The organism is Pseudomonadota bacterium, assembly GCA_039193195.1.
Classification (GTDB): Bacteria; Pseudomonadota; Gammaproteobacteria; order Steroidobacterales; family JBCBZW01; genus JBCBZW01.
Window position 1 is genome coordinate 136,260 of the sequence record JBCCWS010000003.1, and the last position, 26,071, is coordinate 162,330.

At 64.6% G+C, this 26,071-nt stretch carries 26 protein-coding genes; 5 read left to right on the forward strand and 21 right to left on the reverse strand.

The genetic code is table 11. The features are described 5' to 3' along the window. Positions 1-2: 2 nt before the first annotated feature. From AAGA68_04925 to AAGA68_04940, 4 genes are all read right to left on the reverse strand, one after another. A complete protein-coding gene (locus AAGA68_04925) occupies positions 3-1,022 on the reverse strand; it encodes an FAD:protein FMN transferase (protein ID MEM9384381.1) in 1,020 nt (339 codons plus the stop codon). 136 nt (positions 1,023-1,158) lie between these two features. After that, positions 1,159-1,785: a hypothetical protein gene (locus AAGA68_04930; GenBank protein ID MEM9384382.1), complete on the reverse strand. Its 627-nt coding sequence runs from the start codon at positions 1,783-1,785 to the stop codon at positions 1,159-1,161. Beyond that, positions 1,782-2,303 carry an RNA polymerase sigma factor gene (locus tag AAGA68_04935; protein ID MEM9384383.1) on the reverse strand — a complete coding sequence of 174 codons (522 nt, stop codon included), beginning with the start codon at positions 2,301-2,303 and terminating at the stop codon, positions 1,782-1,784. Before AAGA68_04935 ends, AAGA68_04930 begins: the two co-directional genes overlap by 4 nt. 89 nt (positions 2,304-2,392) lie before the next feature. After that, the gene (locus AAGA68_04940) at positions 2,393-2,641 is read right to left on the reverse strand and encodes a hypothetical protein (GenBank protein ID MEM9384384.1); all 249 of its coding nucleotides are present in this window, start codon (positions 2,639-2,641) and stop codon (positions 2,393-2,395) included. 242 nt (positions 2,642-2,883) lie between these two features. Between AAGA68_04940 and AAGA68_04945 the strand changes: the two genes are divergently transcribed. Further along, positions 2,884-3,036: a hypothetical protein gene (locus AAGA68_04945; GenBank protein ID MEM9384385.1), complete on the forward strand. Its 153-nt coding sequence runs from the start codon at positions 2,884-2,886 to the stop codon at positions 3,034-3,036. 4 nt (positions 3,037-3,040) lie between these two features. On the opposite strand, the gene AAGA68_04950 is transcribed toward AAGA68_04945, so the two are convergent. From AAGA68_04950 to AAGA68_04995, 10 genes are all read right to left on the reverse strand, one after another. Next, on the reverse strand, positions 3,041-3,505 hold the full coding sequence (locus tag AAGA68_04950; protein ID MEM9384386.1) for a DCC1-like thiol-disulfide oxidoreductase family protein: 465 nt from the start codon (positions 3,503-3,505) through the stop codon (positions 3,041-3,043). Next, positions 3,486-5,672, reverse strand: coding sequence for a TonB-dependent receptor (locus tag AAGA68_04955; GenBank protein MEM9384387.1), 2,187 nt, complete (start codon positions 5,670-5,672; stop codon positions 3,486-3,488). The genes AAGA68_04950 and AAGA68_04955 overlap by 20 nt, the downstream gene beginning before the upstream one ends. Then, complete coding sequence (locus AAGA68_04960) at positions 5,669-7,117, reverse strand: HTTM domain-containing protein (GenBank protein ID MEM9384388.1); 1,449 nt, start codon at positions 7,115-7,117, stop codon at positions 5,669-5,671. The genes AAGA68_04955 and AAGA68_04960 overlap by 4 nt, the downstream gene beginning before the upstream one ends. Positions 7,118-7,134: 17 nt before the next feature. Then, positions 7,135-8,433: an imelysin family protein gene (locus AAGA68_04965; GenBank protein MEM9384389.1), complete on the reverse strand. Its 1,299-nt coding sequence runs from the start codon at positions 8,431-8,433 to the stop codon at positions 7,135-7,137. Between the two features lie 83 nt (positions 8,434-8,516). Further along, complete coding sequence (locus AAGA68_04970) at positions 8,517-10,079, reverse strand: hypothetical protein (protein ID MEM9384390.1); 1,563 nt, start codon at positions 10,077-10,079, stop codon at positions 8,517-8,519. A 214-nt stretch (positions 10,080-10,293) separates the two neighbouring features. Continuing rightward, the gene (locus tag AAGA68_04975) at positions 10,294-10,755 is read right to left on the reverse strand and encodes a hypothetical protein (protein ID MEM9384391.1); all 462 of its coding nucleotides are present in this window, start codon (positions 10,753-10,755) and stop codon (positions 10,294-10,296) included. Between the two features lie 155 nt (positions 10,756-10,910). Next, a complete protein-coding gene (locus tag AAGA68_04980) occupies positions 10,911-11,258 on the reverse strand; it encodes a gamma-glutamylcyclotransferase family protein (protein MEM9384392.1) in 348 nt (115 codons plus the stop codon). A 373-nt stretch (positions 11,259-11,631) separates the two neighbouring features. Then, a complete protein-coding gene (locus AAGA68_04985; protein ID MEM9384393.1) occupies positions 11,632-12,249 on the reverse strand; it encodes an inner membrane CreD family protein in 618 nt (205 codons plus the stop codon). A gap of 27 nt (positions 12,250-12,276) precedes the next feature. Beyond that, on the reverse strand, positions 12,277-12,627 hold the full coding sequence (locus AAGA68_04990; GenBank protein ID MEM9384394.1) for an inner membrane CreD family protein: 351 nt from the start codon (positions 12,625-12,627) through the stop codon (positions 12,277-12,279). Further along, positions 12,612-12,779, reverse strand: a complete 168-nt coding sequence (locus tag AAGA68_04995) for a hypothetical protein (GenBank protein MEM9384395.1) — start codon at positions 12,777-12,779, stop codon at positions 12,612-12,614. The genes AAGA68_04990 and AAGA68_04995 overlap by 16 nt, the downstream gene beginning before the upstream one ends. Before the next feature lie 268 nt (positions 12,780-13,047). Between AAGA68_04995 and AAGA68_05000 the strand changes: the two genes are divergently transcribed. The 3 genes from AAGA68_05000 to AAGA68_05010 all read left to right on the forward strand — a co-directional run bounded on the left by AAGA68_05000 (position 13,048) and on the right by AAGA68_05010 (position 17,383). Then, the gene (locus AAGA68_05000; protein MEM9384396.1) at positions 13,048-15,984 is read left to right on the forward strand and encodes a proprotein convertase P-domain-containing protein; all 2,937 of its coding nucleotides are present in this window, start codon (positions 13,048-13,050) and stop codon (positions 15,982-15,984) included. A gap of 206 nt (positions 15,985-16,190) precedes the next feature. Beyond that, a complete protein-coding gene (locus AAGA68_05005; GenBank protein MEM9384397.1) occupies positions 16,191-16,976 on the forward strand; it encodes an MOSC N-terminal beta barrel domain-containing protein in 786 nt (261 codons plus the stop codon). A 29-nt stretch (positions 16,977-17,005) separates the two neighbouring features. Next, the gene (locus AAGA68_05010) at positions 17,006-17,383 is read left to right on the forward strand and encodes a YbaN family protein (protein ID MEM9384398.1); all 378 of its coding nucleotides are present in this window, start codon (positions 17,006-17,008) and stop codon (positions 17,381-17,383) included. Between the two features lie 174 nt (positions 17,384-17,557). Here AAGA68_05010 and AAGA68_05015 read toward each other — a convergent pair whose 3' ends face one another. Then, entirely contained in the window at positions 17,558-17,770 is a 213-nt protein-coding gene (locus tag AAGA68_05015; GenBank protein MEM9384399.1) for a hypothetical protein, read from the reverse strand. Positions 17,771-18,058: 288 nt separating this feature from the next. Here AAGA68_05015 and AAGA68_05020 point away from each other — a divergent pair, with 288 nt between their 5' ends. Next, positions 18,059-18,895: a heme-binding protein gene (locus tag AAGA68_05020; GenBank protein ID MEM9384400.1), complete on the forward strand. Its 837-nt coding sequence runs from the start codon at positions 18,059-18,061 to the stop codon at positions 18,893-18,895. A gap of 115 nt (positions 18,896-19,010) precedes the next feature. On the opposite strand, the gene AAGA68_05025 is transcribed toward AAGA68_05020, so the two are convergent. Genes AAGA68_05025 through AAGA68_05050 form a run of 6 tightly spaced genes read right to left on the reverse strand, consistent with a single transcriptional unit; the run spans position 19,011 to position 26,022 of the window. After that, on the reverse strand, positions 19,011-20,786 hold the full coding sequence (locus AAGA68_05025; GenBank protein ID MEM9384401.1) for a BatD family protein: 1,776 nt from the start codon (positions 20,784-20,786) through the stop codon (positions 19,011-19,013). Beyond that, on the reverse strand, positions 20,780-22,600 hold the full coding sequence (locus tag AAGA68_05030; GenBank protein ID MEM9384402.1) for a VWA domain-containing protein: 1,821 nt from the start codon (positions 22,598-22,600) through the stop codon (positions 20,780-20,782). The genes AAGA68_05025 and AAGA68_05030 overlap by 7 nt, the downstream gene beginning before the upstream one ends. 2 nt (positions 22,601-22,602) lie before the next feature. Then, positions 22,603-23,580 carry a VWA domain-containing protein gene (locus AAGA68_05035; protein ID MEM9384403.1) on the reverse strand — a complete coding sequence of 326 codons (978 nt, stop codon included), beginning with the start codon at positions 23,578-23,580 and terminating at the stop codon, positions 22,603-22,605. Beyond that, positions 23,577-24,056 carry a DUF4381 domain-containing protein gene (locus AAGA68_05040; GenBank protein ID MEM9384404.1) on the reverse strand — a complete coding sequence of 160 codons (480 nt, stop codon included), beginning with the start codon at positions 24,054-24,056 and terminating at the stop codon, positions 23,577-23,579. The genes AAGA68_05035 and AAGA68_05040 overlap by 4 nt, the downstream gene beginning before the upstream one ends. Continuing rightward, entirely contained in the window at positions 24,053-25,057 is a 1,005-nt protein-coding gene (locus AAGA68_05045) for a DUF58 domain-containing protein (GenBank protein MEM9384405.1), read from the reverse strand. Before AAGA68_05045 ends, AAGA68_05040 begins: the two co-directional genes overlap by 4 nt. Further along, positions 25,054-26,022 carry a MoxR family ATPase gene (locus tag AAGA68_05050; GenBank protein MEM9384406.1) on the reverse strand — a complete coding sequence of 323 codons (969 nt, stop codon included), beginning with the start codon at positions 26,020-26,022 and terminating at the stop codon, positions 25,054-25,056. The genes AAGA68_05045 and AAGA68_05050 overlap by 4 nt, the downstream gene beginning before the upstream one ends. Positions 26,023-26,071 lie beyond the last annotated feature (49 nt).

Genomic DNA, 26,071 nt, shown 5'->3' on the forward strand with positions numbered 1-26,071 from the left:
CTTCACGGGCCAGCGTTGCCGTTCGCAGCGGGCGCGACCAAGCCGCTCGAGTAGTGAGTCTGGCCTCTGGCGTCGATGATTACGGTCTCGTAGGGATCTAATGCGTCGATCAACGCCAGGCCATCTTTGACCCCCAGCACGAAAACGCCCGTCGACAAGGCGTCGGTGGTGGTGGCGTCCGGACCGATGATGGTCACGCTCATCACCTCACGCGGCGACTCGCCAGTGCCGGGCCTGAGGATGTGGTGGTGCCGTACGCCGTCCACCTCAAAGAAACGTTCGTAGTCACCGGAGGTAGAGATCGCCTCATCCACCAAGGGAATGCGAGTGACCACCGTTCCCTCTGTGCGCGGATTGCGAATACCGACGGTCCATGGCCTTCCTCGGCGGTCGCCGAGAATGCGGCTATCGCCGCCAGCGGTGACGATCGCGTGCTCGATGCCTCGCGCGCGTAGGAGCGCATTCCCCCGCTCCACCGCGTATCCCTTGGCGATGCCGCCGAGATCGATGCGCACGCCCTCACGCTGGAAGCGGATGCTGTGGGTCTGGGGGTCCATGGTCACAAAACGGTAGTCGACGGCCTTCAGCGCCTGCACCACCGCTTTCGCCTCGGGCTTGATGCCTTTGCGGTAGTCGTAGAGGTAGCCGACGCTCGCGTAGGTGATGTCGAAGGCCCCTTGGGTCAGCTCGGAGAATTCGAGCGCACGGGCGATCAGACCAAAAAGCTCACGCGATACGCTGACCGGACGATCCGCGGCGTCACGGTTGACGGCGGACAGCTGCGTGTCCTCCTGCCAGGTGCTCATCAACGCGTTGATTCGGTGCATCTCCCGGATCACCGCATCGAGGGCCTCCTCCGCTGCCGCCTCGTCTTCGTGCCAGAGCTGGACCGCGATGTTGGTGCCCATGACCCCTTCACTGCGCGAATGCCAGTTCGCGTGCGCGGCGGTAGCGAGCACACAGCAAAAAGACAGTGCAAAGCCAACGAGGAAGCGCCGGCGCGCTAGGGACAGGTCTGACATGCGGCGATCACTCCCGCGGCTGGGCTAAGTGGGTAAGACAACAGGGATCGACGATGTTCCGTCAAATCGCCGATACGCGGCGGACGCTACCCTAGCCACCCGCTGAGACCTGTGAACCCGTTGTCAGAAGCCGACGTCACCCGTCGGCGGCGAGGGCCGCGCGCAAGTCCTGCCAGCGTGCGATCTCGGCACGCTTGCGCCTGGCGAACACCGCGCCGCCCACCAGAAAGGCAACGCCGTAGACCACGGCAAAGCCGTAGGCGTACAAGCGTCGCCTCACATCATCCGCGCCCAGGGGATCGCCCCCCCAGAACTCGACAGCCGCCCAGCCCGCCATGAAGATGAAGCAAGCGCCCACGGTCCAGTAAACAATGTGGACGATTCCAAGGCTGGCCTGGGCCTGGCGAATCGAGGCGTCGATAAGGCTGCGCGCATCCGCGTCGACCCCATCGGCCACGGACCACACGGGGCGGCGCACGCGGATACCACCGAGCAGGGCGAGCACTCCAGCGGTGCCAAGGAAACCCATCCATACCAGCGACTTCAGCGCTAGCGCTGGGGACGTCAACGCCACCCAGACGATGAGCGCGAGCACCGCCACGGTGCACGCCCAATCGCCCCACATCATCAGTCGGGTCATGCGCTGGCGCCGACGCAAGGTGCTCTGGAGCTGCTCGATATTCACGGCGACCGCGCTGGGCTGGGTCTGCCAGAGCGCCTGCAGATCACTTAGGTCGTCACGATCGTTCGGCGATCCGCTCATGACTCCAACTCCTCGCGGAGGGCGCGGCGCGCCCGATTCAGGCGCACGCCCACGTTGTTGACGGAGATTCCCAAGGCGTCCGCGATCTCACGGTGATCGAAGCCCTCCAGGGCGAGGGAGACGACCTGACGTGGTCCGAGCGGCAGTTGGCCTACGGCTGACACCAGACGCTCGTAGGTTTGCTCGGCGTTCACCTGCTGGACGGGGTCTTGGGCGGGCCCCGCGGCGGAGTGCGCAGGACCGTCTCCCTCGTCGACGGTTTGGGGTCGTCGGATCTCGCGGCCGACGTGGCTGACGCCACGATTGTGGGCGATTCGAGCAACGAAGGTGCGCACGCTGGATCGCCCCTCGAAGCGCTCCAATGATCGCCATACGGCCAGCACAATCTCCTGCACCAGCTCCTCGCGACGCATGGGATCGGCCTCGTAGGTGGCGGCGATGCGGGCGAGCATCGGCCCGTACTCGCCAAGCACCTCGTTGAGGGCGATCGGCGCGCAGGGGGTGGCGACTGCTGCCACAGTCGCCCCGACCCTAGGCGCAGGCTCTTCCTCACGCGCAACGACGTGAGGCGCCCCCGCAGCGCCCGGCAGTGTGGACGCCGCCGCGCTCACGCCAAGATAACGGCTGGGAGGGTCGCGATATCCTCTTCAAGCGAGGCGGGCGCTGGGCCCTCCTCATCACTCGGCCCGGCCAGTAGGACGGCACCAAGGACAACGGCCATCAGCAAGCCGTCGCGCACCCTGCGCCACAGCAGCAGCAGCAGCACCAAGGCGCCGGCGGCGAGGGCCACCCGCCGCGGATCGACGCCAGCGAACAGGGCGGTGAGGGAACTGAAGTTGTAGCGTAATGCGTGCATGGGCCTTCTCCTCGTGAGTGATCACGCCACCGCGATGTGCGGAATGTCACCCGGGTAGTCCTCGACCAGAGCCGATCATTACACGCGTAGAGAAAGCGCAGGCGCAGCGAGGGAAACTGGGCCGCGCTGTCGCAATGGGGGCAAGACGACGAATCGAGGCGCCTTCGTGCGCCCCGCCCGTGCCCGTTGGCACCGACGTAAGCGGAAGGAGTATTCCCGTGGCCCCGGCACACCGAGCCCCCATGTCCATCAAATTGCTGACGCTTCTCGTGGGCATTCTTCTCGCGGTAGCGATGGTGGGCCCGCACACCGAACACAGGCTCGCGCAGGCGTGCGAGGAGCCGTCGGTCGGCGCCGATAGGACATCCATGGCCATCGGCCTTGCCTTCGGCTAGACCCTCATGGGGCATCGATCGGCCGACGACCCAGTATGCGTAGGATGACGTTCCGCCCGGCACGCAGCGCCGGATAGGCCACACGCGCCAGTCGAGGATGTCGGAACAGCGCGTGGTTGAGACGGTTGAACCACCCAACGCGGGAACTCAATAGCGCCAGGGCGTTCAGGCAGTCCGCGCCGTGATAGCACTGATCGTGCAGCAGCAGCACCATGCCCTCATCCAAGTCCAGGTGACGTGCCCTGACCATCGCCACCACCTCTTCCTCGCACCGGGCGTCAAGCAGGCGCACGCTGCCAACCGTATCCCGCAAGCGCAGGTAGCGCGTGTACCGCGCGCAGAAGGGACAGTGGCCGTCGTAGATCAGCCACGCTTCCCCCTCTTGTGGCCAGGGCTCCCCAGGTCTCGGCCCCGCCCCCGCGACTGGGCGTGCACCGAAACTATGCCGATCAATAGCGATAGGTTGCACTGAGTTGGAACATGCGAGGTCGGCCCGGGCGCGCACCGAACGGTCGACGCGACACTACGTACACCTCGTCCGTCACGTTGTCGACACGTCCCGCCAGCCTGAAGCGCTTACTCACTTCGTAGTAGGCCGCGAGATCCACGTAGGTCGTCTCATCAGACCCTTCATCCGGTGGGATCGGCCCCATGCCCGCCTGGTCTCGCATCCGCGAGATGTAGGCGAACGAGAGCTGCAACCCCCAGTTCGCACCTTCCACTCCAGCGTTGACGTTGGCACGGTGCGGCGGTACGTAGGGCAAGTTGAAGCCCGGCTCCACACTGCCGAACTGCGGGTTGGACGACTGGAACTCTTCACGAAACTCTGCGTTGGTGTAGGTGTAGCTGGCGGCGAAGGGAACACTTAAGCCTGAGGAGACCCGAAAGGATTTGCTCCAGCCGGCCTCTACCCCGAAGGTCCTCACCTCCCCAGCATTCGTCTGCGTACCGATCTCCTCCGGCAGGCACCCCGCGGAGATGGTACAGATGGCCGTAAGGTTATTGTAGTCGTTAAAGAAACCGATGACTTCCACCTTGCCAAGAGGCCCGCGCCATCGTGCCCCAGCCTCGTAGTTCCAAGAGTCCTCCGGCTCGATGTCTTCGGTCAAGGAGGGCGTTGCGGGAGAAAATCCCCTATGCACGCCAACCAACATCATAAGGCCATCGGTCACGTCGAAGGCTGCACCCAAACCGGGCAAGGCCACCAGGTACTCGTTGTCCTGCTCGCCCCCGGCGAGGCGGTCGGTGAAAGTATTGCTGATCGCTTCGATGCGCAAACCCGGCACCACCCGCCAGCGCCCAACGTTGATCTCATCGCGAATCCAGAGCGAAAGGGCTTGGGTCTGACCGGTGTTGTCCGTGACGATGTCACGGGGCTGATCGTTCTCGAGTAGCTCCCTATCGATCTGCTCGAAGCCGAACTCATCGTGCAGGCGACGAACCCGATCGGCATGCACGCGAAGGCCCATCTCGAGGGCGTGTGTCGCGCGGCGACCAAAGAACCACTGAAGCCCGCTCTGCAAACCCGTCGAGTAGAAGTTGCGATCGTTGGTGCCAACACGGATGTCGTCGGGCGATCCGCTCACTCCATCGGTGTCAGCACCGTCGAGGATGGAGACAAATAGCTGGTTGAAGGGGGTCTGCGGATTGGCGAGCACCTCGCGGATGTCCGCGCCGTTGAAGTTGTTGAACTTACGCCAGGCGCGATCGAAGTACTGGTAGTAGCCGGTCACGTTGAGCTGACCGCCGAGAAGGGGGTGACGCCAGTCAATACGGCCTGCCGCCCAATCCCACTCCATCCGATCGAGCACGCTAGCACGGTAGCGACGGAAGGGGTCTTCGCGCAGATCCGCCTCGGTCAATCCTAGGTAGGTCTCGTTCGACACCTCATTGGCATAGCTCAACCGCAGTTCGAGCTCGCCCCGCCCAATGGCGAAGGATGACTTCAGCAGTAGTTCGTTCTTCTCAAAGCCGGCATCGCCTCCGCCGTCGATGTCCTTGAAGCCGTCGCTGCCAAGGTGCACGAACTCACCCAATAGCCCCACTTTGTCGAACTGGGTCCCGGCGCGCCCGTGGGCCAGGCGATGGCCGAAGTTACCGCCTGAGAGTTGCAGCATCGTCTCGGTAGCGTCCGGGATCGGTGCCGATACGAGGTTGATCGCACCCCCGATGGTCTGCGGACCATGCTGGATCGAGGCCGGACCTTTGATCACTTCAACGCCCACCATGCGCGTGGTCAGAGGAAAGTAGTAAGCAGCTGGCGCCGAGTACGGCGCAGGTGACAGAGGCACGCCGTCCTCCATCAACATCACCTTTTGGCTGCGGTCCGCGCTGCCCCCACGAAGGCCTATGTTGGGGCGCAGGCCCACGCCATCTTCCTCACGCACGTACACGCCGGGCACGAAGTTCAACACTCGACTGATATCGTTGTACTCGTACAACTCTAGGGTCTGGGCGTCGACACGGTGGGCAGACCCGGTCACCCGATCTGCCTCGACGAACACGCCGCGCACCACAATCTCATCGATCTCATGATCAACCGCAGTCGCCGATGGCGCCTGCGCGTTCGCACCTAGGCCATTGCCTAGGAACAGCGCGGCAAGTAGCGCGCTGCGATGGGCATTGGAGATGTTCATTTTCTGTCCAGTCGCAAAGGTCTTTGCAGGGGCGGAGGTTCCGGCGGCGCCGAGGTGATCCACCCGGCGCGCGCCAAACCGAACTCGGTACTGGCCAGGTCGACGGCGGGGTCGATCATCCGATGCGCCAGCCGACCGTTCAACGAGACGAAGGACTGCGCATACACCTCCACGGTGGCGAAGCCCTCGGCGAGGTAGTCGTCACGTATGTGGTGTGCCAGCTGCAAGATAAGGTCGGGCTGCCCGGCCATCTCACGGTACTGCTCCTCCGTAAGGTAGCGATGGGGAGAGACGATGACCGTGCGGCGCGTCCCATCGTGGCGCGTCAGCGCCACGCGGTACTCCAGGCTGCCGGACTTCTCCCGCAACATCACGCGCCATGAGAAGCGCATCCCCTGCTCGTGCCAGAGCACGGTGCCGGGGTAATACCAATGGCGCAGCGGCATCAGGAACTGAAGGGCGCAGAACAACACCACGGCGAGCGTCGCCAACGCGCGCCCGAGACTCCAGCGGCGCGGGGCGTTAGCGGGAGTAACCGCGGCACGCGCCGCGAGCGGTACGCGTAGCAAGCGGGCGAGCTTCCGTGGCCAATCCGCCTCAAAGAAGATGAGCACGGAAAACACCATGATGAAGGGAAAGAGACCTATGTTGAAGAAGACGTGCGTGAAGTAATGGAATACGAGAATCACCAAAAACGCATAGGGCCTCGCCGGCCGCCACAGCATGAAACCGATGATCAGCGTGTCGAACAGAAACGCAAACCACGAGAAGGCAAAGTGCACCCAGGTCTGCTCTAAGAGAGGACCGAGTAAGGGCAGCCCGCTGTGCGGCGGCAACCAGATGTTCAAGGGTTGCGCATGCAACAACCAATCGATCTCGAACTTTGCCCATCCCGCGTAGAAGTAAAGCAAGCCTACTTGGAAACGTACCCAATGGGTCTGCCACGCAGGCAGCGTTTGGCTGCGCAGCGCCGGGCGCCGCCAGGCGTCCACAGACCAGGCCCGATGCGGCGAGAGAAAACACATAATCAGCGTGAGCACGCTGATAAAGTAGTAGTGATTTAGATAGGTGGTAACATCCATCAGCTCCGCGTAAGTGAACAGGCACCAAAACGTGATGATAGCCACGCGATAGAAAAGCCCGATGGCGACGCAGATCGCCGCCAGAGCGATTCCACAGTAGAGCAGGTAAAGTCCGAACTCGCTGGGCACCTGAACCCAGGAAAATCCCCAATACTTAAAGTGAAACTCAGGCTCGACGTAGAGGCGCTCGATCCATCCATTGCGCACAAAGCGCAAAGCGCCGGCGCACATCAGCCCACCGATCAGTATGCGAAAGACGGCAAGGGCTGCGATATCTCGCGGCGCCGCCAATTCACGCAGCAATCGATCGGACAGCGAGTCCGCTAACACGGTGTGCGCACTGCCGGATGCGACGATACTCACCTGTGCGTGGATGTCGTTTAGTCGTTGTCGCCCGCGGCCGCCGATGGAATGGCGAGCCCAAGGGCGCTAACGATCGGACCGCGGAACGTGTCCAACGCGCTCTTCATCACGCCGAGAAGTGCACACGGTGGCAACCCCGAAGAGGACGAGAAGGCGTTCACACACTCGTCGTTGTCGGTAATCGCCTCGACCGCCGCATCAAACCCCGTGTCGGCTTCGATCTGCGCGAGCAGTGCCAACACGTCATCGACTTGGACAACAATCTGATCGGCGAGATCCTGGCGATCGATTCCAATCAACAGATCGTTGACCCCCATAGCGCCGTCGACCCCGGTAAACAGATCTCGAAAAGCCTGGAAGTTGGCGATGAGATTCTCACCCGTTCGCCGCGACAGGCGCGACTCAAGGAACTCGGGGCAGGCGACGGGATCAGCGCAGTTCAAGTCTGTCACGGGAAGGCCAGTCGGCAGCGCCACCTTTCGATCTTTGGTTTGCTTCTCCACGTAGAAGAGGGCGATGGAGAGCGCGTCGAGTGCGTCCTGAGGGCGGCCGTAGATCACGCTAGAATCGAGACCAGCCGTAGTCCATTGCTCGAGGAAGTCATCGGCAGCAGGATCCCAGCGCTCGAGAAGACTAGTGGCTAGCAAGGCGATGCGATCCGCTAGCCTGCTCAGATGGGCTGCTCGTGCCGCTGCGTCGGGCTGAGAAGCACAAGCCGGATCCGGCGCGTCCGTAAACAACAAATGCTCGATTGCGCCTAGACCGGTGATGTTTATCGGTGTGGTGCCGTCCACGGCGTCCCCGTTTGCCGCTGCCGCTTCCAGTGCGCACGTGTCCAGCGTAAAGGGCCATGAGTAGATAGAGTCGCGCAAGTCCTGCCCACCGGCCACGGCGTCGGGATTGGTGGAGCGCCCAGCCGGTCCCACCTGCAGCACTTCGGCGCGCTGCCAAGAGGTCATTGCCGTGTTCCACGCGGCCTTCGCGGCGTCGCTCGTGGGCACTTCGCTGGGGGTTGCCGCGACAGCGGCGGCAGCCGTCTGCAGTCCCATCGCCACCATGTCGAAGTCTTCAAGCGCCGGCACGATGATGGCCGTGCCTATGTCGGAGAGGACCGCGCGGCGCGCATCGTCGCCAGTTTCTGGCGGCGGATCGTTGTCCGGCGCCGGCTCCGGATCGGGAGGTTGCGCAATGCCGCCACCACCGTTGCCGCCACCACCACCGCAGGCAGCCAGAATCAGGGTCACGGCTAGCGGTCCGGCGTAGCGCGAAGCAAACCCTAGGCGCTCAACCCTAGGAAACACCCGTTCAGACGACATGGAAATCTCTCCAGCAGACACAAAACACACTGCCCCGGGCTCCCGCTTTGGGAAACCCGGGGCTACAGATGCGCGTCGGACGCTCAGTCCGAGGCGACCTTGATCACCACGACGCGGGCGCCCGCATCATCCGTGTTCGTGGACAAGGCGACGCGGGTGCCGTCCGGCGACAGCGCCAGGCCGAAGAACTGACTGGTCACCACGTCATTGGGCAACTCGATGACTCCATCACCGAAAACCCGTGTGTCAGGCACGCCGTCGGCGGTCAGGATGAAAGCAGCTGGGTTACCGCCATAGCGGCCCGCGACGATAGCGCGATCATCCGGAAGCACCACGATGTGGCGACCGCGGTCTTCGTTCGTCGGATACCCCTGGCTCTCACTCTGGATTGCCACCGTACCCATGTTGCCGTAGCCCATATCGATCGCGGTTGCAGAGCCGCTTGAGACGCGGAACACCACCACGTCCTGGGCAATCGACGTCGCGTAGCCTAGCGATGAGCCGGTCATCGAATCTCGCGCCGTGGCTTCGCCGTAGCCGGCAACGACGTAGGAGGAGGTTCCCTGCTGAAAGCCGGATGCGTAGGCCTCAGCGTAGCCCACGTCCGCCTTGAACGGATTGAACACGGCGATACCCGGCGTGGCAGGAATGGTCGCCTCGTCACTGAATCCACCAAACGTTTCATCGAGGCTACCGTCGACATCTAGGCGAATCAGGAAGATGTGGTTATCGAGAACACCACCGAGATCCGTGTAGCCAGAAGCGACGATCTTGCCATCCGCCTCGATCGTGCCGCGGCGCTGGTTGTCGTTGAGCACACCCGTCGCATTGTAGGTATAGGCGACCCCACCGTTGAAGGTGGGATCGGCTTCTGCCCCCGTGTCCGTGATATCGAGACGGGCAACGTAGCGATCGCGGTCCGTGCGCACACCATCGGTAGCGGCGCCTTGGCCGAAGACCACAACGCGGTTGGTGATGACACTGCGATCAACCTGAATGTCCCAGGCGATATCCGCGGGGAACGTAGCGGGCGCACCAGGAAAGTCACCGTTGTCGGCGTTGGCCCAGCCGAACACCACCTCGGCCTTGCCCTGCGCGTCGCCCCAACCAGCCACCTGATTGCCGTCGGCATCGAGGCGGAAGAGGTAAACGGACTGCCCACCGTCCGCGTCGAGTGCGTTGACGGTCGCAACGACATCGCCATTTTGCAGCTCGACCACGCCGTAGGAGTTCTCGTCGCCGCTACCCTCCGTGGCGGTAGCCTCGAGCTCTACAAAGCCATCGCCACCGAAGCTGGCGTCCGGCGTGCCATCCGCGAAAAAACGCGCGATGACGATCTGGCGCGTGTCGTCCGTCGTACCCACATGACCAGACGCATAGATCTTGTTGGCGTTTGGCGCGACCTGGGCATAGCTGATGCCCCGCAGGTCGTTGGCAGCTGCGGTCACGGTGTCGCCCACGATTTGCAGGCTCGCCCCGCTAACGGCGTCTCCCGCCGGCCCCGGCGGTCCAGCAGCGCCGTCGGCACCGTCCGCGCCAGCGGGACCGGCAGGGCCCGCCGGGCCCGCAATGCCGTCGTCTCCCTCGCAGCCCCCAAGGGCAAGTACGCTCACCAAAACCAGGGGAGCGGCTAAATTTTTGATCATCAATTCTATCCTGTGTGATGCGTCGAATAGCCGAAGCGCGCGCACCGTAACAAGACTGATTCTTATTTACAATGACATTCGTTTTATTGTTGGGATCGCTTGCAACAGATACTTCGTCGCCAACCAGAGGGGAATTCGTACACGCCTTGCTTGCCCTCGCTGAGTCACTGCGCCAGCACTGACCGACCCGCTAAAGGCTCGCAGCAACTCGCCGTCACCTAGGCGGTGGAGGGGTCAGAGAAGGGTCTCCAGACACGTACGGCCGGTGCTGGTAGTACTTCGGTTGACGATCTACGCGCACGTGCAGCCAGGGTACGCCGAGCCCAGATGTGCTGAGCCAGACCGGATGCCGGCGCAGCGCCACCTTCGTCGCACAAGCCACCGCTGACCACAGGGCGCGAGTCTGCGCCAGCGACGCCTGTCGCAGAAACACCGCCAGGTGCGCGAAGTCAGCTTTGTCGCTCGAGGGGACCGGTGCGATGAGCCGCGCATCTCTACCGAGCGAGTCAAATACCCGCACCAGAGCCGTCTCGGCCGACAAGTGCTCAGCGAAAGCCGCGTGATCGGGCTGAACCCCGGCGAGCGCCGGCGCGTCGAGCAGTACGAACTCCGCCGCAGTCGCCGCCGCATCTAGACGCATTACCGGGTGCTCCCAGAACACAGCGGTGCTGCTCAATCGGCGCAGCTGAGCGGTGTACCAATCGGCGAATGGTACGTCTCCCTCCAGCAGCGAGAGATAGTCGTTCGTACGTAACGGTTCGCCCGAAGCGAATAATACTATTCGCTTCCCCTTAGGAATCATCTCAACGACAAGGGAGTAGTCAGTCAGGCTCAACGCTTGCGCAGCGCATAGACCTGCGCATCCACTCGCTCACCGGTGTCGAGCGTGACCGTTACCACGACGCGCTCGTAGCCCTCACCCTCGAAGGCATCGAGCCGTGGCCAGTGGGCGGCGAGTGCGGGCGCGGACAGCACGAACCCTTCGACGGATGGGCCATCCTCGCGCGGGACGATCGCAGGATAGCCCATGCCAGCACCCCACCCCTCGTCGACAAGATCTCCTCGCAGGTTAGCGGCTTGCCAAGTGCCGCCGAGATCGTGCACGACGTAATGATTCGCTCGCCCGGGCGCCAGGGTGCCGTAGATGAACAAGCGCGTTGGCGCGTCAGCGTTCGTCATCGCCCTACACCTGCCACTGCCTGCACAGCACATTCACCATTCCGCACACCCACCCTCGAGAATGATTCACAGAGTGCCGACTTTGGACAAGATCAGCGGATGCCCACGATGCGCGCGGTCACCAATGCGCCTTCCGCAAGGCTGCCGAAGCGGCGGGCGCTTTCGTCCGCCCCTCAGTCTCGCGACAAGCCGCGCGTGAGCACCATCAGCAAGCCGAGGGCCACCAGCAGGACTACGGTGCCCATCAGCAGCGCGAAATCCTCCAGCTACAGCAGACCGTACAAGAGCGCGTAGGCGATCGACAATAGCGCGCCGAGGCCTCCTCCAAGACGCTTTGAGGCGAGCGCCGCGCCAGCGTAGGTCGCGGTCATCATCACGGTGGTGGCGGTGGCGAGCAGATAGGCGAAGGCAAAGCCAATGGTCTCGGCGAGCGACAGAACACCAGAAAGAACATCGTCAAGGAGCCGCCGACCAGCGCGCACTGCGCGACGTGCAGCAGCCGCCCGAGCATGAGCTCGAGGGCGAGCAACACAACGAAGGTACTCAACACAAACAACAGCCCGTACTTCACGGAGCGGGAGACGCGGGTGTACACCGAGACCGGCTCGAACAGCGTAACCCCGGCCATAAACTCGTGCAGGCCGGGATTCTCCAGATGGGCGAAGCACGCCTGCGGATAGCTCCTGGCGAGTTGCTGGATCTCCCAACGCGCCTCGAAGCCCGAGGCGTCGGCGCTGTACTCTCTCGGTAGGGCCTGGCCGAGGAAGCTCGGATGCGGCCAGCTCGAGCGAGCGATGGTCGTGGTAATCGCCCCCAGTGGGGCGAAGCGCACAGGGCCGAGGCCCTTGAATTCGAGCGCCAGATCAAAGTTCGCGGAACCGCTTGCCAGCGCCGTGGCGTCGACCGATGCGTGAAATCCGCCACCGAGCAACTCCTGCAATCGCGTGCCGGGCGCGGGACTCGCGGCCTCGCCGTTTGAAGAGCAGCTCATCAAGGGTGGCGATGGCCCGCGGGTGGCTTACGCCGATCGCCACAAATGCGCGGCTCCAGTGAACGGTGTTCGCCTCGTCCTCAACAAGCGCCTGGACGGAGGCCGACGGGTAGCTGCCACTCGCGCGCAGACCGTCGCGGTGGCGAGTACACGGTAGATGCCGCGCCGGCGGTGCTCGCCGCTCAGGTCCAGCGCCAGCTGATCGGGCAAGACCAGGAATTCGCGCTCACGCACGGTCACCCGTTCGCGCAGCTGCATGACGCCCTGCGCATCGCCGAAGCGCTCTTCCACCACCGTGCTCTGAGTGTAGGGGATCACAAGCACCGGACCGATGATGTTCTGCGGGCCGCCGAGGGTGGCACTCAGCTCGTTGACCACCCGCGCTGGCGGGCGCCACGTTCATCTACGACGCCGTGCACCATGGCCAGCGGAATCAGCATCGCGATGCTCATCGCAGCCACCATAATCCCGCGCCGCGTCAAGGGATCCTTGAACCACCCGACCGCCGGCAGATTCTCGAAAGACAACATCGAATTCGCTCCTCACCGGCGCGCCAAAGGCCCACCGTGGAACCGAATGACGCAATAGCGCGGGCAGCGTCTGGCACGGCACTGAGCGAATCTGACCAACGCGGGGGCCGCACCGCGGCATGGCGAACCGACGTTTGACACCCCCCTCAGACGCCCCCTACTCTGGCGAGCGCCGACGCTGTGGTGGCCTGTCGCCACACGCGCTGCGCCGGCCAATACAACAACTTGAAAGGAAGTCCGGACGGAACCGGACGGGGGAGTCACCATCTTGCTTACCGCTATCCGAAGGGCCGCGCTCGGCGCCGCCTTTCTTGCACTCGCCTTGCCGGCGCTCGCCGCGGACCCCGTGGTCCGCCAAGAGCTCGGTGCCGATCAACGGGTTCGCTATACGGACCTCCTTAAGTTCGGTCCCTGGGACCGACGCAACTATGAGCTAACGCTGGAAGACCTCGCCCTGCTCGCGGACAACGAAGCAGAGCTGATCGCCCCGATCCCGGCCTTCTTCCGCGTGGAGCTGCGCCGAGAGATGGATCTGCCGCGCAAGGGCTCGATCCAGTACCCACGCGCCGCCGTGCCCCTGTTCCAGCTGCGCTACGGCGGCCTGCAGAACAGCAACACGCCGACCGCACCCCCCACACCGAAGGTGCCCGTGCCGGTCGAGGGTGAGCTGCAGCTAAACCAGGTGTTGGGTGCCAACGAGGTGACCGTCGAGGTCAACCCGACCAACCCAATGCAGGTGATCGCTGGCTCCAACAACGCCGGCGGCCAAGAGATGTACTACTCGAGCGACGGCGGCGAGACCTGGACCATCCAGGGCGTGCTGCCCTTCACCTGCTGCGACCCCACACTCGGCTGGTCCGCAGACGGCTCCGTGGCCTACGTGGCTGCGCTGTCAGGCACAATCGGCGTGTCCTTCTGGCGCTCTTTCGACGCCGGGCAGACCTGGGTCGACCGCTTCGACCTCACGCCTTCGGGCAGCGACAAGGAGTTCCTCCACGTCGACCGCTCGCCCACCTCGCCGCACCAGGACAACATCTACATCTCCTACCACAACGGTAACGTGATGCAGTTCGCCCGCTCGGAGAACCAGGGAGCCACCTGGGACATCCAGGCCTTCCCCGGCGCCCCGCGCGGCATCGGCAGCGACGTCACCACCGACTCGGCCGGTGACGTCTACCACTTCTACGGCGCCTTCAACGAGCGCGAGATCACCATGCTGAAGTCCACGGACGGCGGCGTGACCTTCGACGCGCCGTTCACCGTGGCCGAGACCAACGCCTCCTTCGACTGGCCCGTGCCCTCGATGGAAAGCCGTCGCTCCTGGATCTACGCCACGGCCGATGCGGACCGCTCTGGCGGCGCCTTCGACGGCAGCATCTACGTGGCCTGGACTGACACCATTGCGCCTGACAACGACTTCAACGCCCAGGCCAACAACAACCAGGTGCACGTGGCCTACTCCCGCGACGGCGGCGCCACCTGGAACGAGAGCATCCCGCACCCAACCGCCGACGTGCTCACCGTCGACCGCTACAACCAGTGGCTGACCGTGGATGAGAACGGCACCGTGCACGTGGTGTTCTACGACACGCGCAACTCGCAAAATCGCACGGGAGTCGATCTCTACTACACCTTCTCCGCCGACGGCGGCGTGACCTGGAACGAGCTCACGCGCGTCTCCGGCGAGACCTCCGCCAACCTCACGGACGGCCAGGAGTGGGGCGACTACAACGGCATCACCGTGATCGGCGAGCGCATCATCAGCGTGTGGACCGACAACCGCGATGGCCCACCGAACCAGAAGGACGTCTTCGCTGCCAATCTGCTGAACGTGGGCGCGGGGCCCGGGTTCTCCCTTACCGGTAGCCCGCTCTCACAATCCGTGTGCGCGGCGGACGGCAAAGGTAGCCTGCAAGACATCGACGTCGAGGTGATTCAGATTCAGGGCTTCTCCGAGCCGGTCGCCCTGTCTTACGAGAACTTCCCGAGCGGCTTCTCGGGCACCTTCTCCACCAACCCAGTCATCCCGCCTGGCACCAGCACGGCGGCGGTGGAAGTGGACGGCGTGAGCGCCGGTGACTACAGCTTCTCCATCGCCGGCGCATCCACCGGGGCCAACGATCGCGAGCTCAGCGTCAACGTCACGATCTTCGACGACGTGCCGGGAGCACCGGGTCTCGCCATGCCCGCCGACGGCGCCGGCGATCAGGCCCTAGCGCCGGAGTTCACCTGGAACGCCGTCGCTCAGGGATCGCTGTACGAGATCGAGATCGACGACGACCCGGCCTTCGGCAGCGTCGACTTCGCCGCCACCGTGGAAGGCACGAGCTACCGCCTCGAGGGCAACCTGCAGAGCGCCACCACGTACTTCTGGCGCGTACGCGCGCTCAACGACTGCGGTGATGGCGTCTACTCGGCGGTATTCCGCTTCACCACCGGCGCGTTCATCTGCTCCACGCCTGGGGCGGCGATCCCCGACAACAACCCGGCGGGCATCACCGACGAGCTGGTGGTGGCCGAGGGCGGCACGCTCACGGACCTGGACGTGTTCCTCGACATCTCCCACACCTTCGTGGGCGATCTGAGCGCCATCCTGACCAACGTCGATTCGGGGATCAGCGTCACGCTCATGGACCGTCCGGGGCGCGTGAACCAGGGCTTCGGCTGCGGCGGTGACAACATCCTGGCCACCCTCGACGACGAAGCGGCTTCGCCGATCGAAGACGAGTGCGCCGCGGGCATCCCGACCATCGACGGCAGCTTCACGCCGAACAGCCCCCTCGGCGCCGTGGACGGCCAAGGCCTCTCGGGCACGTGGCGCCTGCAGGTGATCGACGCCGAAGGTCAGGACACGGGCACCCTCAACGAGTGGTGTCTGACGCCGGTGACCGAGGGCGGTGGTGATCCGACCGATACGGACATGGACGGTATTCCTGATGATCAGGACAACTGCACCTTGCGCCGTAACCCGGACCAGCGCGACACGGACGGTGACGGCATCGGCAACATCTGCGACGCGGACCTCGATCAGAGCTGCTTCGTGAACGGCGCCGACTTCCAGATCTTCCGCGACAACTTCGGCACGGACAACGCGGACACGGACTTCAACGGTGATGGCATCACCAACGGGTTCGACTTCCGCGTGTTCCGCTCCCAGGCGGGCGGTGCACCGGGACCGAGCGGCGTGCCGAACGTCTGTGACTAAGGCTCTACGCGCCTGACCCTCGGGTCGCCGCCACCGAAAGGCCGGAACCCGCGGTACTGGGAAAGCCCGCAAGCGCGCTTGCGGGCTTTCTTCTTGTGGGCGCTCTGCCACCCAGCGCTCGAAATCACCTCTCTAGACTGCCTTTTCCACTCGCGAGGCGTATGGTGCTCAGCTAGACGCTAGGAACAGGAAGGCACCGCTTCGCGATGTTCACGCTCGCCTCAATTCACATCTACCCGCTGAAGGGAGGCCGCGGCCTGGCGCGCATCAGCACGGCCCTCGATCGTTTCGGCCCCGCGGGTGACCGACGCTGGATGTTGGTCGACCCCAACGGTCAATTCATCACCCAGCGCCAGCTGCCCGGCCTTGCCCGAGTGGACGCCGTACCGAGCGCGCGAGGCCTGAGCCTAGGCTACGGCGATGATGCGCTAGAGGTCGTGTTCCCCACCTCGGCGCCACGCGACGTCGCTATCTGGGACGACACGGTCGGCGCTTGCGATGCGGGCGAGGAGGCGGCCGCGTGGTTAAGCGCACGCCTCGAGCGTCCCTTGCGCCTGGTGTATCTGCCCGATGACGCGCGACGACCGGTCGACCCGACCTACGCCAAGGACGGGGAAACCGTGAGCCTGGCCGACGGTTACCCCTTACTGCTCGTCTCGGCAGCGGCCCTCGACGAGCTCAACGCGCGCCTCGAAGCGCCCGTCGGCCTCGATCGTTTCCGACCCAACCTCGTGGTGGACGGCTGCGCTGCCCACGCGGAAGACGACTGGCGGCGCCTTCGCATCGGGGAGATGACGCTCACGGTCGCCAAGCCCTGCGACCGATGCACCGTACCCGCCTTCAACCAACGCACGGGTGAACGCCACCCCGAGCTCTTGCGCACCCTCGGTGCCTATCGACGAGGTGCAGATCGAAAGGTCTACTTCGGCCAGAACCTGCTCTACGCGGGCACGGGAACGCTGCGCGTCGGCGACCAGGTAGAAGTCTTGTGACCGCAGCCGACGCTGGTGTTCGCCCGATTATCCGTATCCTTTGGTTCAGTATCGGTGCAATCGCCCTCGCCTTGGGCGCCCTCGGCGTGCTGCTCCCCCTGTTGCCGACTACGCCGTTTGTGCTCCTCGCTGCGTACTGCTTCGCTCGCTCATCGCGTCGCTGCCATCGCTGGCTGCTAGAGCACGCCCTGTTCGGCCCTCTGATCATCGATTGGCAACGCGAAGGCGCAATCTCACGCAGGGCGAAGGTGGCAGCTGCCGTATCCATGGCAGCGATCTTGATTCTATCGATTGTGTTAGGTGCGGCACCTGCCGTGCTCGCCATCCAGGCTGTCGTACTGAGCGCCAGCGCCACCTACGTCCTGAGCCGCCCTGAACCATCACGACGAGCTCATCAGCGAACCTAGCAAACAGCTAAGCGGACAGACGCTCGCGCGCAGCCCTGCGGTCGATCATGTAGTAGAGCACGCCACGCTGTCGGTGGCCGCGTCGGTCTGGGCGACAGCATCATCGAGGCTCAGGCCGCAAGGCTAACGCCCGTCCCACTCGACGGTGAAAGAGATGAGTGGCCACTGGTAGGCCTAGTGGGCCGCTTGGTAAATGAGGTGACGCTCAGCGAGTAGCACGGGCGCCATCGCGGCGTTGCATCGCTTGCCAATGGCGATGCCATTGGCTGCGCGACGCGCCTTGCTGACGCTGCCCCTACGCAGACTGAGCGCTACCTCATTTACCAAGCGGCCCACTAGCCTGTCCCCTTTCCCCACAATGCCTACCGCCTCTCTCGGATGGGTCATCGTCAGCGCATAGACCAAGTCTACCCGGGTGCGGGTGAGCCAGCCGAGCTGCTCGGTGCAGTAAGGCGCGCGATGGTAAGCGTGGAACCCGCAAAGGCCATTCGCGAGCGAATTCGCGGTGCACTGATCGAGGGACCAAACAAATGACCTCGCCAGTGCGACGAATAGGCCCCTGAAGGCACATAACTTCTGGGGATAGCGAAACTGATCGTTTGCTATCCCTCCTGAGCGCTGCCCTTCGGTGGCGCTCTTCTGTTTTCAAAATCAAGTAGTAAAAGGAAATACTCGATGCAAAAGTCGATTTCCGCGATCCTCTCGGGTCTCGCGATCGGTACCCTAAGCTTGAGCGCCCACGCTACCTGCGATGCCCTGCCAGACCATGCAGCGCTTACTGCTGCATTGCAGGCCTCCGTGGCCCCGACCAGCGGAACGCCGAACGGTGGTTTTGATCTCAACATGTGGGCGAGCATCGTCGACCGTGACGGTATCGTCTGCGCAGTGGCGCGCAGCGGCGCTGACCGCGGTGACCAGTGGCCGGGCTCGCGCGTCATTTCCGCGCAGAAGGCCAACACGGCGAACGCCTTCAGCCTGCCAGGTTTAGCGCTTTCCACCGCCAATCTGTGGGCTGCAACGCAGCCCGGCGGCAGCCTCTTTGGCCTGCAGTTCTCGAATCCGGTCGATCCGCAGACGGCCTATGGCGGCGCCCGCGCCCTTGGCTTGAATACGGCTGACGTAGTGAACTACGGCAACGCGGACGATCCGATGGTGGGCTCACTGATTGGCGGTGTGAACGTCTTCGGCGGTGGTCTACCGCTGTACAACGAGGAAGGCACCTTGGTCGGTGCCATCGGGGTGAGCGGCGACACCTCGTGTGCCGACCACAACATCGCCTGGCGCACGCGCGATGCCCTGAGCCTGGACTTCGTACCGGGGGGCGTAGGTGATGCGAACGGCGTGTCCGCCGACAACATCATCTTTGATCTGGACGCGGACGGCGCGAGCCCCAGTGGCTTCGGCCACCCGACCTGTGGCGGCCCCGGCGATGTGGATGACAACGGCAACCCCGACGATGCCGAGGACACGGCAGCAGTCGTTGCGCAAACACCGATCGGCGTGAACCCCTAAAGCTCGCGCTAGGGTCGCTCGCCCTTGCCGGTCGCCGGCGATCGGCAGGGGCAGCGCCCCGAGCGTCGAGGCCTAAACGGCCTCACCAGCGAGCACGACGCGCTGAAACACTCCACTAGCGGTAAAGCGGCTCCAATTGCCCCGTCCCGGCCACCTCGCGTGGCATCTGCTCCGAGAGCAGTTCTGCCTGCTCTAGGACGCGCTGCAGGGCTCCATCGGTATCCGCACCGTCACCGTAGCGAGCGGCATCCATGGCATCCAGTGCTGCCTCGAGCGTCTCGCCGCCGAGGCGGCGCACGTCGATCAGGTCCCGCACGCCGTGCTTGGGCCACCGGGCGCGCGCCCAACGCAAGGTAGCGATGCGCACCTCTCCAGGCTCACCCGCCTGAACGGCGTCGCGCAGGCGCTTTAGCGACGCGGCGATAGACTCATCGGTGGATGAGCGCAGGTCCTGTTCGGTGGCACCAGCCGCTCCTTCTCCCGCACGCCGACTTTGCCACCAGAAGCCGCCCGTCGCGGCCCACCCGAAGGCCATGAACAGGGCCAACCAAGGCCAAAGCCCCGGCTCGTAGCGCACGCCAACAGCGCTGGATCCGCCTGCCGGCGGAACCGTACCCAGGGCACCGTCAGCGCCCGCAATTACCCCATTGGCGCTGCCGACTGAATCGCCATTGGATCCGTCCCCCACCGCGGGTAGCACGCGTATACGGACCGGATCGAGGCGCGCGGTGCGCGGCAGGTCGGCCGCGACATCCCACCATTCCAGCTCCACGGCAGGCAGCTCGAACACGCCCGCCACCGTAGGCAGCATCGCTAGGCGCTCGACGCGCTCGCCCAAAATACCCTCTAGGGCCACGCGCTGGTCGAAGGTCGGCTGGTCTGGATACACCTTAAAGCCCACAGGCACCGGAATCTGCACCTCGGGTAACTGCGCTGAGGTAAGGCCCAGGGCGTTCAGGGTGACCGATCGAGTCACCGGCTCACCGACCCGCCCGACCAGTTCCCCATCCTCCCCCGCGTCTGGAAAGGACTGCTCAAGGGTGATCGCGCTAGCGGGCAACCAGGGTCGCGCGCCGCCCGGGTTGGCTGGCAATACGTCAAGCACTACCGAGTCGGACTGCACGCGCCGGAACGACGGTCGCTCGTAGTAGAGTCTCATGTCCGCACTGAATACGATCGGGTCGAGCTCCACTTGACCGCTGCGCTGGGGAAACAAGGCGTAGCGCTGCTCAAACACTCGGTAGTCGCGCTCACCGATTCGTTTCTCGGAACGTTCCTCGGCCACCGTCTCGACCACTAGGTCACCGTCGCGGCTGCTCGGTTTGGCCAGCGTCGCATTGCTCAGGCGCACCGCCTCATCCCAGTGCAATCGTACGGTCATCATCACCTGCGACTGCACGTACACGGGCCCTTGCGGATCAACCGATACCTCGATGAACACTTCCGCCTCCCCCGGACGTTCACTGCGCGCGGGCGTGACGGTGATGCGACGGGAAGGCGAACGGTTCGCACCAAACTCGATGGAGGGAATCTCGAGCGTCCCCTCCTCGCGCGGCACCAGGGTCAAGCGCCACACCTTGGTCTGTTGCGCCTGACCGTTGATGATCTGGAGCGTCTCACGGCTGTTCTTCCGCAGGACGTCGAACTGCGCTTCGAGCGGACTGAAGTCAGGCTCCGTCAAACCACGCTCATCTGCACTAAAGGTCACCGTGAGGCTCTCGCCAAGAGATAAGATCGGTGGATCGACGGCAACATCGACGCGCGCCTGAGCAGTACACGCGATCATCGACAGCACCAGCACGCCCCAGGCCGTTAGGCTAGGCAGAGCCCAGCGACGGCGTTCGGTGCGCGCCCGGAGGTCGGCACCCAGTCTGTCGGGGATCGCTACCATGGATCTTCCTCACTCACCTCGCCCTGCTGGCGACGGCGCTGTAGCTCGTACACAAACTTGCGCCGAAGGAGGCCACCGGGATCGTCCGGGATGCGCCGCAGCCACTGCTCGACCGCCGCCTCCTGCTCGCGCTCCTCGCCGCTCGTATCGCTCGGCTCACCAAGCTGTGCCATCCGCTCTTCCTGCGCGTCGCCCTGCGACTCGTCGGGCAGCGCTTGCGCCGCCCTACGCTCGGCTTCAGCCTCGATTTCTTCGCGGGTCATCTTGTCATCGCGCGGCTGCTGATCGGCCATCTGCTCCTGATCATCGCCACCGCCACCGCCGCCCTGGGATTGCTGGGATGAGGGGTCCTGCCCGCCTCCCTGCTGCTGACGCTGCGAACCCTGCGAGTCGCTGTTCTGAGCCTGCTCCTGGCCATCCTCGCCCTGCTCGCCCTCCCCTTCCTGTTGCTGCTGTTCGAGCTCCTCGAGCAGGATCTCGAGGTTATGCAGAGCATCCTCGTGGTTCGGCGCCTGCTCCAGCAGCTCGCGATAGAGCTCGATCGCCGTGCGGTAATCGCCATTGCGTGCGACAGCGGTACCGCGGTTGTACAGGGCGCGTATGCCTTCCTGAGACTCGAGCAGGCCGGCACTCTCCTCGAAGCGCTCACCACGGAAATGGGCCGCGGCCTTCCACTCAGGATCAGCGAGAAGCTCGCTCGCCTGATCGTAGCGCTCCTCCTCGAGCGCTTGGCGTCCGCGCTGATCGTCGCGACTCCACAGGGCGGACCACTCGAAGGCGTAGGCTGGACGAGGGACCGGCATCAGCACCAACCCTATCAACACCACCAGCGCCCCCCGGCGAAACACCAAAGCGACGAAGGGCAGCAGCGGCAACAACAGCCATGGCCCCTCTTCGCGCCAAATGTCCGTACTCATCGCATCCTCGTTTTCGAATTGCCCGCCGCTGGCGAGCGCGTCGCTCAGGCGATCGAGATCCACATCGTCGATGCTCATGCGCGTGTACCGGCCGCCACCCACGCTGGCGATCTCGCGCAGCAGGTCTTCCTCTAGTCGGGTGTGGACGATGCGCCCCTGAGCGTCCTTGAGCAGGGCACCGTTGCTGACGCGAACGGGCGCCCCCTCGCGTGTCCCCACGCCCATCACGGACGTTCGAATACCCCGCTCCGCAAGGGCTCGGGCCACCCCCACATCGCGTGCCATGGCGTTGTCCGTGACCAACAGGATGTTGCCGCTGCCGTCGCCGCCGCCATCGATCAGATCACCTGCTAGGCGCAGGGCACGATCGGCGCGGCTTCCCCCCGAGGGCATGATGTCCGGCTCCAGCACCGGGACCAGCGACTGGATCGTGGCCGCGTCCGAGGTCAAGGGACTCACCACGAAGGGCAGCCCGGCGAAGGAAACCAAGGCCGTCTGCCCGTCCTCGCGACGCTCAAGCAGATCGATCACCTTCAGCCGCGCCCGCTCCAGACGCGATGGCGTGAGGTCCGTCGCGTTCATCGACTGGGACAGATCGAAGGCGATCACCAGGGAGGACTGATCGCGCAAGACCGGTTGCGGCAGCTCCCGCCACGCCGGGCCGGCCAGCGCCACCACGGCGAGCAGAAAGGCCACAAGAGGTGCCCAGCGCAACACCCAGGCGCGCCCTACCGATCCGCTTGCACCATCGGTGAGCAGGTAGCGCAGAAGCTTGGGGTCGACGATGCGAGCCCACGCGCTGGACAGAAGCGCTCCACTACGCAACAGACGATCTAGCAGCGGCAAGGCTAACAGAAGCACAAGCCAGAGAGGTCGAATAAAGTGAAAATGCTCCATTTCTACGCCAACCGAAACCGTAGCCAGGCGAGCAAACCGCTAAGGCCAAGGGCGCCAGCCAAGGGCCACGCAAACAGCGCGTGGCGAGGGCGAAAGCCACCGACGTCCTGCTCCACCTTCTCGAGCTCATCGAGGTAGGCGTAGATGCGTGCAAGCTCGGCTGTGTCGTGAGCGCGGAAGTACTGACCACCCGTGGTTTCGGCAATGCTGATCAGGGTCGATTCGTCGAGCTCCGAGCCGGGCAGCATACGCAGAGTGAAGGGAGAGGCGCGACCCGCTGCACCGATGCCAATTGTGTAGATGCGCAAGCCCTCGCTAGCGGCGAGCTCGGCCGCCTTGAGGGGGTCGAGCTCGCCCGCCGTGTTGGCGCCGTCGGTGAGTAGGATCAGCACGCGGTCATCGCCTGCATCTCGACGCAGACGCTTTAAAGACAGGCCGATCGCATCGCCGATCGCCGTCTCCTTGCCGGCAAATCCCACTTCTGCTTCTTCCAGCAGAGTCTTCACAGTTTCCCGATCAAAGGTGAGCGGAGTCTGCAGATACGCTTGACGTCCAAACAGCACCAAACCGATGCGATCGCCTTCTCGCCGGATGATGAACTCGGAGGCGACGGTCTTGGTGGCCTCGAGGCGATCAACCATGCGCCCACCGAGGCGAAAATCCCGATTTTGCATGCTGCCCGAGATGTCCACGGCCATCATCAGGTCGCGTCCGCTCACGGGCAGGGAAATCGCCTGCCCCTGCCAAATGGGCCGCGCCGCTGCGCCCACCAACAGCGTCCACGCGAGGGCGGCCACTACCAGCGGCCAAGAACGCAGGTTCGGCACACCGGCCCCACCGCCACCTAGCGCTTGGAATGGGGTGAGGGACGGCACGCGCAGGGCGGTTTGCTGGCTGACGTTCGCCGGCGGTGCCAACCAGCGCACCAATAGCGGCACGGGCAGGGCTAGCCACAGCAAGGGCCATTCGAAGCTGATCAAGTTCGCAGCTCCAGGTTGGCGGTCCACTCTCGGCACGCAGCCAAGAGCGCCGCTAGCTCCTCTTCGGAGGCCGGCGCTGCGCCGGCGTACGGCCCCTCGACCAAGAGAGTGGGAAACTCCCGGGTCAGGCGCGAGTCCGGGCTGAGCCGCTCAAGCGCGCCCAACCACGCTTGCCCCGTCAAGCCTGCCAGCTCCCGGCGGGCGCCGACGGAGAGGGCCACGCGGCGCAACCAGGTAGAAAGCTCCGCCGGCAAGCGCTGAGGCGTGCTCGCGCAACGTTCGCCCAGGGCGTCCAGCTCTTGCAGGGCCAGGCGCCGTACGCGCTCGGCACGGTAGTGACGCCAGCGCAGGGCGAGGACCAGCAAACCCACGATGAGCGCGAGGACGAGCAGCCACCAGCCGACGGCAGGGGGCCACCAGGACGGTTCCGGAGGCAGGTGGATGTCGCGAAGATCGAGATCGGCGGGATCGGTCATCGACTCGCGCTCCCGCCGGCCCGCAAGCCGAGACCTGCGCGCACTACATCGATGGGATCATCGTCCGTCGCGCAACGCATGGAAGATATTGCCAAGCGGCGGGCGAGGTCCTCCACCTCGCCGCAGTGGGTGTCGAAGCGCGCTTGGTACGCGCGACGGCGCGACCCATCGGCCGTGTCCAAGGTCAGCGACTCTCCGCCGCTTTGCAGCCTGTAAAGCCCCGGTTGCGGCAGCTCGCGCTCCAAGGGGTCATAGAACTGCATTTGCACCACATCGCAGTGAGCTGCCGTGCGCTGCAGATGAGCCACTGCCATATCCGTCAGCCCGTAGAAGTCACTTAGCAGAAACACCAGGCTACCCGGGCGCGCCACGCGACGCAGGCGAGCGGCGGCGGCCTCCAGATCGACGGGCGTTTCATCGAGGTCCGCGGACCAGCCGCTATGATGCCCCAGGGTATCGATCAATCGCATGACCGAGCCCTTGCCGCGCGAGGGGCGTACCTCATCGTGACTGTTGTCGCAAAACACCAGGCCGCCGACCCGGTCACCCTGGCGCAGGGCGGACCATGCCACAGCGGCGGCGAGGCGGGCGGCGAGTACCGCCTTGAACGCCCCGCGCGTGGCAAACAGCATGCTTCGGCGCAGATCCACCCACAGAAGCACCGGTCGCTCTCGCTCCTCACGAAACAACTTGGTGTACGGCTTCCCCGTGCGCGCCATCACCCGCCAGTCGAGGCTGCGAAGATCATCGCCTGGCTGGTACGGCCGTGACTCCTCGAACTCCATGCCGCGCCCTTTGAATGGCGAAGCTCGGGTGTCCGCGGCAGCGGCCCGAATGCGCATGGCGTTCAGCGGTAGGTTGCCCGCTGCATGACGCAGGCGGACGAGCTCTTGGGTGCTCACCCGTACGCCAGCGTCCACGGCGTCTGCCAGAGCCTCGGCGGACTGCCGCTCGCGCCCTCGGGTGAGATCGCTTGGCGCGGTCGAGGCGGACGATGTCACGGCACGGCTACCAGCTCGATCAGTCGGTCGATCACATCGTCCGGGGTCATGCCCTCTGCCTCCGCTTCAAAGCTGAGCAGGATGCGGTGGCGCAGGACGTCTGGGGCCACCGCCTGGATGTCATCCGGGGAGACGAACTCGCTGCCGCGCAGCCAAGCGTGGGCGCGGGCGCAGCGGTCTAGGGCAATGGTGGCGCGAGGGCTGGCGCCGTACTGGATGATGCGTGCGAGACTAGCGTCGTAGTTTCCTGGCTCGCGAGTGGCGAGCACCAGAGCAATGAGGTACTCCTCGAGGGCCGGGGCCAGGTGCATATCGAGCACCGCTCGACGTGCCTCGAACACGACCTCTTGCGACAGGGGCGCGGGCATGGCACTCGGCTGGCCGCCGGAGCTGCGCGCCTCGTCGCGGTTGATGCGAAGGATCTCCCGCTCCGTGTCCGCGTCTGGGTAGTCGATCCGCAGATGCATCAGGAAACGATCGAGCTGCGCCTCCGGCAAGGGATACGTACCCTCCTGCTCGATCGGGTTTTGCGTGGCCATCACCAAGAACAGGTCGGGCAGGCGGTAGGTCTCGGCCCCGACCGTAATCTGACGCTCACCCATGGCCTCTAGGAGCGCAGACTGCACCTTGGCGGGCGCGCGGTTGATCTCATCAGCCAGCACTAGGTTGTGGAACAATGGCCCGGGCTGGAAACGGAAGGAACCGTCCTGGGGCCGGTAGACCTCCGTACCTGTCAGGTCGGCTGGCAGCAGGTCGGGGGTGAACTGGACGCGATGGAAGTCACCCTCCACGCCGGCGCCCAGCACTTTGATGGCGCGAGTCTTCGCCAGACCAGGCGCGCCCTCTACGAGCAGGTGGCCGTCGCACAGGAGTGTGATCAACAGGCGGTTAACCAGCTTCCCCTGGCCAATGACCTGCTGCGATATATGACCCTGCAGAGTTCGCAGGTCCGTTAACCTCGTCATGCGCGCGTGCTTTCCTTCTATCAGTGCGGTAAGGCGAGCCAAAGCTGTC